The 13,332-nt window shown below is 71.2% G+C and carries 7 protein-coding genes and 1 tRNA gene; 4 read left to right on the top strand and 4 right to left on the bottom strand.

The genetic code is table 11. From position 1 onward, the window contains the following. Window positions 1–117: 117 nt before the first annotated feature. A complete protein-coding gene (locus tag VH914_06300; protein HEX4490799.1) occupies window positions 118–285 on the top strand; it encodes a hypothetical protein in 168 nt (55 codons plus the stop codon). 18 nt (window positions 286–303) lie between these two features. Here VH914_06300 and VH914_06295 read toward each other — a convergent pair whose 3' ends face one another. After that, window positions 304–1,500 (bottom strand): hypothetical protein, encoded by a 1,197-nt coding sequence (locus VH914_06295; GenBank protein ID HEX4490798.1) that lies wholly within the window; start codon window positions 1,498–1,500, stop codon window positions 304–306. A 725-nt stretch (window positions 1,501–2,225) separates the two neighbouring features. On the opposite strand from VH914_06295, the gene VH914_06290 reads away from it, so the two are divergent. Both VH914_06290 and VH914_06285 read left to right on the top strand, forming a co-directional pair. Next, window positions 2,226–4,268, top strand: a complete 2,043-nt coding sequence (locus tag VH914_06290; GenBank protein ID HEX4490797.1) for a putative Ig domain-containing protein — start codon at window positions 2,226–2,228, stop codon at window positions 4,266–4,268. A 73-nt stretch (window positions 4,269–4,341) separates the two neighbouring features. Next, window positions 4,342–7,314: an AAA family ATPase gene (locus VH914_06285; protein ID HEX4490796.1), complete on the top strand. Its 2,973-nt coding sequence runs from the start codon at window positions 4,342–4,344 to the stop codon at window positions 7,312–7,314. A 16-nt stretch (window positions 7,315–7,330) separates the two neighbouring features. Here VH914_06285 and VH914_06280 read toward each other — a convergent pair whose 3' ends face one another. Next, window positions 7,331–10,579, bottom strand: coding sequence for a hypothetical protein (locus tag VH914_06280; GenBank protein HEX4490795.1), 3,249 nt, complete (start codon window positions 10,577–10,579; stop codon window positions 7,331–7,333). 137 nt (window positions 10,580–10,716) lie between these two features. Next, window positions 10,717–10,792, bottom strand: a tRNA-Thr gene (locus tag VH914_06275). Between the two features lie 200 nt (window positions 10,793–10,992). On the opposite strand from VH914_06275, the gene VH914_06270 reads away from it, so the two are divergent. Next, complete coding sequence (locus tag VH914_06270) at window positions 10,993–12,219, top strand: neprosin family prolyl endopeptidase (protein HEX4490794.1); 1,227 nt, start codon at window positions 10,993–10,995, stop codon at window positions 12,217–12,219. Here the strand turns inward: VH914_06270 and VH914_06265 are convergent. After that, window positions 12,216–13,301, bottom strand: a complete 1,086-nt coding sequence (locus VH914_06265; GenBank protein HEX4490793.1) for an AAA family ATPase — start codon at window positions 13,299–13,301, stop codon at window positions 12,216–12,218. The two genes, VH914_06270 and VH914_06265, sit on opposite strands and share 4 nt — an antisense overlap. Window positions 13,302–13,332 lie beyond the last annotated feature (31 nt).

The following is a 13,332-nucleotide window of genomic DNA, read 5'->3' as shown; positions in this document are numbered from 1 at the left end:
GCCGACGGCGGGCTGACCCGGCCCGGCCGAGGCCCGTACGGCCACGACCAGGAGCGACGCCGGCGGTCCGGACATTCTCTGCAAGTTCGCGGCGCAAACGGACGATGTGAGGATGCGATGGCGCGCGACGGGGCCGGAACCGCTTCCGGAGCTCGACGTCTGACCGGCGCGACCGCCGACGTCACGCTCGAGCGTGGCGACCTCGCGCTCTACGAAGCCAAGCGCGGCGGGCGCGACTGTGTGCGCGCGTTCGCCCCGCAGGCGCGCGCCGCGGCGACTTCCTGATTCAGCCGTACTCGTCGATCACGACCCGATCGAGCTCAGACTCCCGACGCGGGTCGCGGTGATCTCGGCCTCCGTCACGCTGAGCTGTCCGCTACCACTGTCGTCCGCGCATGACAGCGTCACGTCCGCCTTCTTGCCGTTCGTGTGCACGTCGAGCATGAACAACGTGGCGCCTTGCCCGCCGACGACCTCGAACGCCCCACCGAACTCGCCGGCCCCGGTGACGAGCGCGCAGTCGACGAAATGGAAACCACCGGCCGGATCGTCGCTCTCGACCGATACGGCGGCGGACACGACGTAGTCACCCGCCGCGACCTTCGCCTCGGCGACGACCGAATGCGTGCTGGTCAGCGTCGACGCACCGCCCTGCGCCGTGATCGCGCACGGCACGGTCGTCCGCTTGAGCGGGCACTTCGCCTGCGCGCCGGTCGCCCGCACGAGCGTCGCGACGCGCACGATCGTGAGCCGCACGCTCGCGACCGTCGCCTGAGGACCGCCCAGCAGCGAACACGTCACCTCGACGGGCTGCGGCGACGCACCCAGCGCGAACGAGGTGCCGAGCGAGAGCGCGGCGGTCTTGCCCTGAAGGACGAAGGCCGTTCCCTCGCTCAGTCCGATGACGGCGTTGTCGCTCATGCACGCGACGTTCGCGCTGCCGCTCGACGTCGCGCGGAACGCGACACGACCGATCATCGTGTACAAACCGGGCTCGAGCTCGACCGTCGCAACCGGCGTCGGCGACCCGCCAATCGCGACCGGGGTGCTCGTCTGCACCTGGATCGCACACGGGATCGACGCGAAGGTCGCATGCGGACACTTCACGGCCTTGCTCGTCCCTTCGGCCGGCTGGCGCAAGGTTCCCAAACGCGTCGCCTGCAACCGCGCGTAGTCGGCGGTCAGCGAGGCGAAGCCCCTCGGATCCGCGCACGAGATGGTGAGTCGCGTCGTCGCCGTGAAGTTCGCGGCGGCGAGGAGGGTCACGGTCGTGGCTTGGTCGATGGTGTACGCGACGGTCTGGTCGAGCAGCGCGCCGCCGGCCTTGAGCGTGCAGTACGCGAACGGAAGGGGCTCGCCGGTGCCGGACGAGTTGAAGATCACCGCGCTCGCGACGATCGAGTACCGACCCGCCCCGACACTCGTCGTGACGAGATGGGTCGGCGTCGGCGTGAGCGTCGGACTGCTCGTGTTGTTCTGCGCGGCGACGACACACGGCACGGTCGCAAGGGCCGGCGCGGGACACGCCGTACTCACCGCGACCGCGGACGAAGCAGCCGCGACGCTCGTGATGCCCGCTATGCATGTCGCCGCAGCGATCACGAGTGCCTGCAGTCGGATGTGTCGCTTCGCCATGGGTTCTCCCGCTTCGCGTCGGGATGATGGTTACTCCACACGCCGTGACCAAACGGTTACAGCTGAGGCGTGCGACGGGTCACTCGTAGGCTTGATCGTCCCGGTTGTCGACGTGTAGGTGAACGGCTCGCCAGCCGGATCGTCGATGGTCGCGAACGATCCCGAGAGGCTCTGCGCGCTCACGAGCGTGAACGACTTGTTCAGCGCCGGCGCGTCGTTGCTGAGCGGGATGGTCGGCGTGAACACTCGACGGGCCTGCGTTGGGTATCGCCGGAATTGCTCGTGAGACGCGCTCGACAGCGAACGAGGTGCCGCGGCGGACAGCGCGAGCAGGCCCGTGGCGCAGCATTGCATGGCCACGATGCGCGGCTGAGCTGCTGCACTCCACGGAACCGTGGGTCGATCGCGAACAATCTGTGATTCGCTCGTTGCCCCGATGTACTCCCGCGACCCAGGCAACCTGAGGTAGGCGCCGGGCGTGAGCCACCTCGCGTGAGGTAGGCGCCCGCGACTTTGAAGCACTGGCCCGATGTCGGGTCCGCTGCCTTAGCCCGATCCTCGAGTCAGTTCCCGATTCGAGGAGAAGCACCATGCGACCGTTCCTTCGCTCCGTCACCGTGCTCGCCGGCTCCGTCGCGATGGCCGCGACGATGGCGACGCTCGGAGCCGGAGCCGCGCACGCGACCCAGACCGGCGAGATCGACTTCACGAGTCCCGCGCTCTACCGGTGGACGGCACCCGCGGGCGTCGACTCCGCGGAGATCGTGCTTCGCGGCGCGCAGGGCGGGTCGCAGACCGCGTCCGACGGCACCACGACACCGGGCGGCAACGGCGCGCTCGTCGAGGCCGAGGTGCCGATCGTCGCGGGCCAGACCTACACGGTCATCGTCGGCGGTGAGGGCGGCAGCGTCACCGACGCCGTGGGCGAGGTGCTCGGCGGCGCGGGCGGCTACGGCTTCGGCGGCGGCGGCGTCGGCGCGGTCGGAACGGACTGCCACGCCAGCGGGGGCGGCGGGGGCGAGACCGCGTTCTTCTCCGGTGAGCAGATCGACTACCCGATGTTCGTCGCGGGCGCGGGCGGCGGCGCGCGCTTCCAGATGCGCGGCGGCAACGGCGACGTGCCGAACGGCGACCCGGGCACGAGCGTCGACCCCGACCCGAGCCACGCCGCGGGCGGCGGGACGCAATCGGTCGGTGGCGTCCCCGGCGTCGGCACCGACGGCGGCAACAACTTCGCGAGCGTGGGCGACTACCAGCAGGGCGGCCGCGGCGGCGCCGACGGCTGCAATGGCGGTGGTGGCGGCGGTGCCGGCTACTACGGCGGCGGCGGCGGCGCGGGTGACGGCAGCGGCGGCGGCGGCTCGTCGTACGTGACGCCCTGGGCCGACCTCTACAACGGACTCACGTCGTCGATCGGCGGCAACGGCTCGGTGAGCCTGCTCTTCGGGACCGCGGTCGCGCCCCAGCCCATCGTGGCGCCCGCCTTGCAGCCCACGGCCGGCGAGTTCGCGGCGACGCAGTACTCGGCGACCGGCTGGCCGCAGCCGCTGCTCGCGGCGACCGGCGCGCTGCCACCCGGCATGACGATGGACAACTCGGGTGTCCTCTCCGGCACGCCGACGAAGGCCGGCACGTACATGATGACGGTGAACGCGTACAACGAAGCCGGCCTCACGAGCTGGGTCGAAGAGGTCGACGTCGCGCCGGGACTCCCGTCGAAGGTGACGCTCACGCCCGCGACCGCCTCCGCGACCGTCGGGACGGCGTTCGCGCACGACCCCGTGGCCCACGTCACCGACTCGGTCGGTGACCCGATCGCCGGATGCTCGGTGTCGTTCGTCGACTACGACGGGCTCGTGAGCTTCGCCGCGGCCGACGCGTCGTCGCCGCACGCGATCTCGGTCACGACCGACGCGAACGGGAACGCCGACCCCGGCACGGTCGTCGCCGGCAGCACGAAGGGCACCGCGCGCATCACGGCGCTCTGCGAGAAGCGCCTGGCTGCCGCGGCGTTCAAGGCGACTGCGGCGCGGACCGCCCCGGCGTTCGACCCCGCGACGCCACCCGCCGCACAGGTCGGGCACCCGTTCGCCTTGACGTACGGCACGGAGGGCACGCCTCGACCGACCGTGCAGTTGCTCTCGGGCAGGCTCCCGAACGGTCTCGTCCTCTCGTCCGCGGGCGCCCTGACCGGCACGCCGGCGGCGGCGGGACGGTTCCACTTCACGTTGCAGGCGACGAACGGCGTGGGCACCGCGGCGAAGCTCGTGCAGACGATCAAGGTCGCGGCCGCGTCGAAGATCAGCGTGGCGTCGACCTCGGCGAACGAGGGCAACGTCGGCACGCGCACCCGCGCCATCGCCGTGCGCCTCAGCGCGCCTGCGATCGCCGACGTGACCGTCCACTGGGTGACGGCCGACGGGACCGCGACCGCAGGCTCGGACTACCTCGCGACGTCGGGCACGGTCACGATCCCCGCGGGCCAGACGTCGGCGGTCATCAGCGTCGTCATCGACGGTGACCGTAGGGTCGAGGGCAACGAGACGTTCTTCGTGAACCTCGGCGGCGCGGCGAACGCGACCGTCGCCACGCCGCACGTCGTGCAGACGATCGTGAACGATGACCACGCGTGATCAGCGCGTGACGATCGGCTCGGAGCGGGCGGCCCTTGGTGGCCGCCCGCTCTCCGCATTTACGCTGCGTTCGATGCCGGCACCGTTCGTCACACCCGAGATGGTGGGACGCACCAAGGAGCTCGCACGGCTCGCGGCCGCGCAGGAGCGCAGCGCGAGCGGAGATCCCGCGGTGGTGCTCGTGGGAGGCGAGGCCGGTGTCGGCAAGACCCGGCTCGTGCACGAGGCCGCGGCACGCGCCGCGGCCGACGGTGCACGCGTGCTCACCGGGTCGAGCGTGGAGCTCGCGGGCGAGGGCCTGCCCTTCGCGCCGCTCGCCGACGCGTTGCGCGATCTCGTGCGCACGACCGAGGCGCAGCATCTCGACGCGTTGCTCGGCACCGCGCGCCGCGACTTGTCGCGCGTGCTCTTCGAGCTCGCGCCCGCGCCCGGCCCGAACGATCGTCACGACGACGGATCCGACGCGGTCGGTACCGGGCGTCTGTTCGAGTTGCTGCTCGGACTGCTGGAACGGCTCGCCGACGAGCGCCCGCTCGTGCTCGTCATCGAGGATCTGCACTGGGCCGACCGCTCGACGCTCGACTTCCTGAGCTTCCTCGTCCGCTCGGTGCGCGGCTCGCGATTCCTGCTCGTCGCGACGTACCGCGCCGACGAGATCGACCGCCGGCATGCGCTGCGTCCGCTGCTCGCCGAGCTCGAGCGCCACCGCATCGTCGAGCATCTGCCGCTCGAGCGCTTCGGACGCGACGACGTCGCCGCGCAGCTCGCGAGCATGCTCGGGCACGCGGCCGAAGGTCAGCTGCTCGACGACGTGATCGAGCGCTCCGGCGGCAACGCGTTCCTCGTCGAAGAAGTCATCGGGGTCATCCAGTCGGGCGACCGCCGCGGGCTGTCACCGCACCTGCGCGACGTCCTGCTCGCGCGCGTCGAGCGGCTCAGTGAGCCGACGCAGCGCGTGCTCCAGCTGCTCGCCGTCGGCGGCCGGCGTGTCTCGCATCGGTTGATCACCGTCGTGAGCGGTCTCGACGAAGCGGAGTTGGAGGCGCGACTGCGCGAAGCGGTCGAGCAGCACGTGCTCGCGGTCGACGACGCCGGCGCATTCGCGTTCCGTCACGCGTTGGTCGAGGACGCGATCTACGACGACCTCCTACCGGGTACCCGCGCGCGCGTGCACACCGCGTACGCCGACACGCTCGTCGCCGACCCGTCGCTCGCGGACGCGGGCTCGGTCGCGAGCGCGATCGCACTCCACCGGTTCGCGGCACACGATCTCCCGCGCGCGCTCGACGCCGCGATGCTCGCGACGCGCGAGGCACGGCAGGCGTACGCGGTCGCCGACGCTGCCGCGCACGTCAGTCGCGCGCTCGAGATCTGGGACGCGGTGCCCGACGCCGCCGCGGTGGCGGGCACGGACCACGTCGGTCTGCTCGAGCTCGCGAGCGACGTCGAGGCGACGGCCGGCTACCTCGACCGCGCGGTCAAGCTCGCGACCGAGACCATCGAAGAGCTCGGTTCGGAAGGCGACGCGATTCGCAGGGCGCTCGCGCTCGAGCGTCGAGCTCGAGTGCTGCGCGAGCGCGACCGCGAGACCGCGCTCGGCGACCTCGAAACCGCGCAGCGCCTCGTGCCCGACGCGGGTCCGGTACGCGCGCAGGTGCTCGGCACGCTGGCGAGCGTGATGCAGTACTGGGAGGGCGCGACAGACCGCGTCATCGCGGTTGCTCACGACGCGGTCGACGCCGCGCGTGCAGCCGGCGAACCCCAGCTCCTCGTGATCCCGCTCATCACGCTCGGCACGACACCCCGAACGCTCGCCGACATGGAGCAGGCGATCGCGTGGTTGCAGGAAGCGGCCGCGCTGGCGGAGTCGCTCGGCGAGTACGACAGCGCGTTGCGCGCGGCGGTCAACCTCGCGCACGTCTTCGAGGTCGCCGGGAACGGCGCAGCGGCCGTCGACATCGCGCGCCGAGGACTCGAGCAGGCGCGTGAGGTCGGTCTGCTCCGGAGCCGTGGCTCGTACCTCGCGGCGAACCTCGCGGAGTCGCTCACGTGGCTCGGCCAATGGGACGAAGCCGAGCGTGTCATGCAGGACGCGCTCGCGCGAACCGACGTCAGCGAGATCTGGCTCCGGCTCAACCTCGTCGAGCTGGTCCTCGCCCGCGATGGAGCCGAAGCGGCCGCCGAGCAGATCACGGCGATGCGGGCGCTGCTCGGCCTCGACTGGCAGCCGTCGCAGGAGTACGTGCAGATCTGCGCGCTGCGCGCCGAGGTCGCGCGGCTCTTCGGCCGGCTCGACGAGGCGCGCGCGTTCGCGCGTGAAGGGTTCACGATCGAGAACTGCGAGGGCACGCGCTACGGATGGGAGCTCCTGCGCGTCGCCGTCCGCGTCGAAGCCGACCTCGCGCAGCAGGCTCGCGACGAACGCCGCGTCGACGACGGCACGTCTGCACAACAGATCGATGCGCTGCGCGCGATGATCGCACGCCTCCCCGACTTCCCGGCCGCCGTGGCCGAAGGGCACCTCGCGACGGCGGAGCTCACCCGCGCGGTTGGCACGCCCGAGCCCTCGGCCTGGCAGACGGCGGCCGACGCGTGGCTCGAGACGCACCAGCCGTTCCCGCAGGCGTACAGCCTGTTCCGACTCGGCGAAGCACTGGTCGAGTCGGATCGCGCGCCCGACGCGGTCGCCGCGCTGAAGGAAGCGGCGACGATCGCCGACGCGCTCGGCGCGACGCCGCTGCAAGAGGAGATCGCCGCGCTGTCGAAGCGCGCGCGACTCGTCGTCACGATCGCGCCCGCTGCTGATTCAGAGGGCGGTGACGCGGACGGCTCGGCTGCGAACGCGGCGGAACGCCTCGGGCTCACGCCGCGCGAGTCGGAGGTGCTGCGGCTCGTCGCGGAAGGCCGCTCGAACGGCGAGATCGCGGACGCGCTCTTCATCAGCCGCAAGACCGCGAGCGTGCACGTGTCGAACATCCTCGCCAAGCTCGGCGTCGCGCGCCGCACCGACGCCGCCGCGATCGCGCACCGCCTGCGGCTCTTCTGACGCGCGCGCGGCGTCGTTACGAGGTTGCGAAGGCGGCGACGGAGACGATCGGGCTGCTCGGCGGGTGCGCGCCGAGCGAGCCACTGAACGCCTTGTCCGAGAAGTCGAACACCCCACCGTCGGACGCGGTGAGCACGTAGCCGTTGCCGTAACGCGCCATCGCGACGATCGGTCGGTTGAGGTGCCGCCCGCCCATGGAGCCACGGAATGATGCGTCGAACGCGAACACACCACCGTCGGACGCGACGAGCCAATAGCCGTTGTGCGCCGGCGTCGCGACGATCCCGACGACCGGTTGGTTCAGGTGCATCGCGCCCGTGGACCCGTGGAAGCGCGCGTCACCGAACGCGAACACGCCGCCATCCGACGCGACCATGTAGTAGCCCTTGCCGGTCGGCGTCGCGACCGACGCGACGATCGGTGCGCGCAGGGCGACACCGCGCAGGTCGCCGAAAAACTTCGCGTCTCCGCGCGCGACCGCGCGACCGGACGACGTGAAGATCCAGTAGCCGTGCCCGGTCGGCGTGGACGACAGACTGCCGGCGACCTCACCCGGCGCGAGCGCACCCGCGCCGGACAGGTACGGCGCGTCGCCGAACGCGTACACGGCACCCGCCGCGTCGATGATCCAGTAGCCGCGCCCGCTCGGCGTCCCTTCGATGTGCACGACGCGCGACGTCGGCGCGTTGCCCGCGTAGTGCGCGGATCCGAACGCGTACACGTGCCCGGTCGAGTCGACCATCCAGTAGCCACTCGCGGCGGGCGCCGGCGCGTGCGGTTGGACGGCAGGCGACAACTTCGCGCGGCCCATTCCCGCGCGGGTGAGCGGCGCGACGTCGAGGCGATACTGCGTTCCGTTGCTGAGGCCCGCGAAGACCGTGCTCGTTCCTGCGGCCGCCGATCGGCCGTTGCCGAGCGCGAACGACTGCACGCCCGTAGACGTCACGCGGATATGCGAGCCCGCGACACCGGACGCCGTCGCGCCGGTGGCGCTCAGCACGGTCACGACGTAGCCGTAGACATCCGCGCCGCCGTCATCGACCGGCGCCGTCCATGATGCGTTCGCCGCTCCGTTCGCGGCTCCGACCGAGACGTTCGCCGGCGCCTCCGATGCCACGGCGCCGTCAAGGCCGAGTCCCACGACGCCGACGGGAACCAAGCTCTCGCCCGCCGGGCCGATGCCGACCTGACCGTTCGAGTTGTTGCCCCAGCAGTGCAGCGCGTGATCCGTCGTGATGGCACACGCGTGATCTCCCTCGGTCGCGACCGCGGTGACGTGGGTGCTGAGGCCGATGACGTCGACCGGCGAGGCGTAGTCGCCGCCGCTGGTCCCGTTTCCGAGCGTCCCGAAGTCGTCGTCACCCCAGCACTTCGCGGCACCGCCGACCGTCCGCAGACACGCGCTCGATGCCGCCGCGTCGATCGAGGCGACCCCGGAGCTCGCGCCGGGCACCGTCGTCGGAACCAAGTTCGTTCCGCCGGTACCAATGTCATCACCCCAGCACTTCAACGCGCCGCCGGTCGTCACGGCGCAGCCGTAGTAGCCGCCGGCCGCGATCGCCGTGACACCCGACGTGAGTCCCGACACCTGCACCGGCGAGTTGCTCCCGGCCGTGGTCCCGTCGCCGAGATATGGAAAGCCCCAGCACTTCACGGCGCCGTGGTTCGTCAACGCGCACGTGAAGTTGCCGCCCGCTGCGATCTGTTCGACGCCCGACGACAGGCCCGACACCGCAACCGGCGCGTGCCGGTCGACGTTGGTTCCGTCGCCGAGCTGCCCGTCGTGGTTCGAACCCCAGCACTCGACGGCTCCGGCGACGGTGAGCGCGCACGTGTGCGCCACACCCGCCGAGATCTGCTCGACGCCACTGCCGAGACCCGAGACCGGCAGCGGCACCGAGCTCTGCGTCGTGCCGCCGTCGCCGAGACGCCCGTTCGAATCGCTACCCCAGCAGTCGACCGCGCCGGCGTTGGTCAGCGCGCACGTGTGCACGTCGCCCCCGGTGACGGCCGACACCCCGGCTTCGAGCGCCACGACGTCGACCGGCACGTCGCGCTCGATGGTCGTGCCGTCTCCGAGCTGACCACGATTGTTCTGACCCCAGCACTCGAGCGCACCGCTCACGACCGCGCAGGTGTGGTGATAGCCCGCGCCGGTCGCGGTGACCCCGGAACCGAGACCGACGACATCCTTCGCGAGCGGCTCGGTCCACGATCCACCGTCGCCGAGCTGACCATATTCATTGAAGCCCCAGCACTGCAGGGCATCGTCGCTCGTGAGCGCGCACGCGTGGTCGCCGCCGATCGCGAGGCTGGCCACCCCCGCGCCGAGGCCTACGACGGGCATCGGCTGCGTGCTCCGATCGGTGCTCGCACCACCGAGCTGGAGGCCCAAGTCCGCTCCCCAGCACTCGACGCCGCCGCCATGCGTCAGCACGCACGTCTCGCCGTTGCCACCGCCGATCCACGCGATATCGGTGGCGTCGACCTCGTCGATCGTTACCGGAGTATGCCGTTCGGTCTCGGTGCCGTCGCCAAGCTGGCCGTTGTTGTTGCGACCCCAGCACTGCACCGCGTCAGCCGCCGTGACCACGCACACGTGGTCGGAGCCCGCACCGATCATGACGACACCGCTGGCGAGACCGGAGACCGTGGCGGGTGTCCAGTCGTCCGTCGTCGTGCCGTCGCCGAGCTGGCCGTAGTCGTTGAATCCCCAGCACATGACTGCGCCGGCGCTGGTCAGTGCGCACATGCTCGTGTCACCCGCGGCGAGCGCCTGCACACCGGTTCCGAGCGCGGGAATCGCGGTGGCGGTCGATCCCACGTTGTCGCCCCAGCACTCCACGGCACCGGACGTCGTCAACGCACAGGAAAACACGCCGCCGGTCGCGACCGAACGGACGCCGGAACTCGCGCCCACGACATCGACGGGGACCGCCGAGCTCGCGGTCGAGCCGTCGCCGAGCTCGTGGTCGTCGTTGAAGCCCCAGCACTTCACCGCGCCCGCCGTCGTGACGGCGCACGTGTCATAGGCACCCGCACTCACCTGTGCGACACCGCTCGTCAGACCGGATACGTCGGCGGGCACGCTGCGGTCGACCGTGGTGTTGTCGCCGAGCTGACCGAAGTCGTTGAAACCCCAGCACTGCACGCCGCCGGCGCCCGTCACCGCGCAGGTGTGGCCGAGACCGGCGCTCACGGACGAGACGGGCGTGTCGGCAGTCGCGACCTCGGCGGGCGCGACGACGAACGCCGCCGTTCCCACGAGAAGGGCGCTGGCCGCGAGGATTCGCAACGCGCGCATCGAAGAGATATCGGTCGCCGCGACCCGGGAGTTGAGGTCTCTGGTCACACCCGCACTCGGCGGCGCGACGCATCCATACGCGCGACGCGGCGCGCCGCTGGAGCCGGAGAGGAGATTCGAACTCCTGACCTGCTCATTACGAGTGAGCTGCTCTACCGACTGAGCTACCCCGGCAAGGGAGCGGGCAGCTTACCGCGCCGCCTCCCGGGGTCGTTGTCCTGAACACCCCCCACCGGTAGCGTCGCCCGCGGGGTGCGAACCGCGGGTCGCTTTCGAGCGACGCGGTCACGACAGAAGGGTGGGGCACGATGAGGGTCGTTCGAGGACACCGATTCGCGGCGCTTTTGCTTTCGGTCTGTGCGTTGGGGCTGTGCGTGGGTCCGCAGGCGTTCGCGTCGTCGTCGCGGCCAACGGCCAGGCGCGCGTTCACGACGTTCGACGAGTTCCGCGCCGAGCTCGGTCACGCGACCTACGCGCCAGCCGCGCCGCGCGGCCGGGTCGTCGCCTCGGCGACGGCGTTCGCGCAGATGCGCACCTACCTGCAAGCGCTCTACCGCGGCGTCGACGTGCGCCGGTCGTTCGTCACCGACGGCTCGTACTTCGACTGTGTCACGATCGCCAGCCAGCCCTCGGCGCGCGGGCGCGCGATCGCGCCGACGCCCGCGCCCATGCCGGGCGCATCCACCGCTCACTCGAAGCTCTGGACAACCGAGGGAACCGACGCACGGGGTGCAGTGGTCTCCTGCGCGGCCGGCACGGTGCCGATGCAACGCACGACGCTCGACCAGATGGCGCGCTACACGAGCGTGCGCGCGTTCCTGTCGCGCGGCAAGGCCCCCCGCGCCGCCGTCGACGCCAGCACCTACCGCTACGCGCACGCGTTTCAGCTCGTGAAGAACTTCGGCGCGCTGTCGACCATCAGCGTCTGGAACCCGAAGCTGCCTCCGGCCGTCGGTGGCGACGACCACAGCCTGTCGCAGCAGTGGGTCACCGGAGGATCGGGTTCGAACCTGCAAACCGCGGAAGCGGGATGGACGAAAGACCTCGGGTTCTCTCCGAAGAAGCCCATCCTCTTCGTCTACTTCACCGCCGACGGCTACAACCACACCGGCTGTTACAACCTGACCTGCGGCGCGTTCGTGCAGACGGACAACAGCGTCGGTATCGGTGCTCCGGTGAAGCCGTGCTGCAGCACGCCGACCGTCGACGACCACTTCGCTCAGTACTGGTTCCTCACCGGCGGCAGGTGGTGGCTCAACATCAACGACACGTACATCGGCTATTTCCCGACGTCGGTCTACAACGGCGGGCAGATGTCGAAGAACGCGACCGAGGTCGACTTCGGCGGTGAGGTGAACGCCAGCGTCACATCGGCACCGTGGCCGGCGATGGGCAGCGGCAAGTTCGCGAAGGCCGGCGTGCACAAGGCCGCGTACCAGAGCGGGATCGAGTACATCACGCCGAAAGGCCAATACCACGCGACGGCGTTGACCCCGAGCGCGACCTCGACGTGTTACACGATCAAGTACACGCGTGCGGCGGGCGCAACGCCGTCGTTCTTCTATTACGGCGGACCGGGCGGCGCGGAGGGCGTCTGCTAGTTCCCCGCCGCGGGGAGCGACAACAGCAGATACTGAAGCCGCACGAGGCCCTTCTCGTTGATGAGGAACGCCTCACGCGCGGCGCGGCAGGCGTCGAGCGCGACACCGACCGCCCGCGCGTTGACCGCGAGCGGCGCGAGGTCGGCGTTGAGCGGGCTCGCGGGAGACCCGAGCGCGTCGCGGTACACCGACTCGATCGCGGTGACGCCTTCGGTCAGCAGGTCGATGCGCGCGCGCCGCACCTCGCGCTTCTGACGATCCTCGAGCCGGCGTCGTAGCCGCTGCGCGTCTCGGTCGGAGTAGCCGTGCCGCTCCATGTCGGCATCGAACTCCGCGAGCTCCTCGGCGTGCCGGCGCGCGACGGTGTCGACCGCGGCTTCGACCGCCGCGTCGAGCTCGTCGGCCACTCGCGCGACGGTGCCGCCGGTTCCGTCGACCTGTCGCGGCGCGTTCGCGAACGCGGCGCGCAGGTCGCGCAGCGGTCCCGCGAGGTTGCGTGCGCGCGCGAGGTTGCCCCCGGAGAGACGGGCCGCGAGGTGCGCGTCGTCGGCACTGCAGCCGTCGTCGACGAGCGCGGCCTCGAGCGCACCGAGCGCCACCGGTTCGAGGTCGACGCGCTGGCAGCGCGACCGCACGGTCGGGATCAGGTCGTCGGGCGCGCCGGTCACGAGCACGACGACCGTGCGCGGCGGCGGCTCTTCGAGCGTCTTCAGCAGCGCGTTCGCGGATTCGTTCTGGTTGCCCTTGAGACGCTCGGCCTCGAACAGCACGAGCACCTTGCGGTCCGCCTCGATCGGGGCGCGGCTCGCTTCGGGGAGGATCCGTTCGCGCACGTCCTTGTCGACGAGGTACGAGAACCCGCCGGGTTCGAACTCGACGACGTCGGGGTGCAGGCCGCGCAGCACGAGGCCGCGGATGCGTTCGTCGCCGTCGGGAGCGACGAGCTCGGCCGCGAAGCTGCGGGCCGCGACCTCGACGCCCGATCCCGGCGGTCCGACCAGGAGGTACGCGTGGCCCGGCCGCTGCGCGGCGCGCTCGAGCGCCTCGATCGCGTGCTCCTGGCCGACCAACCCGGTCCACATCGCCACGGCCGGACACTAGGCGGGGGCTCCG

The sequence above is a fragment of the Acidimicrobiia bacterium genome, from assembly GCA_036271555.1.
In the GTDB taxonomy this organism is placed as follows: Bacteria; Actinomycetota; Acidimicrobiia; order IMCC26256; family PALSA-610; genus DATBAK01.
Note: the sequence above shows the minus strand (reverse complement) of the source record. Positions and strands in the feature narration are given on the sequence as shown.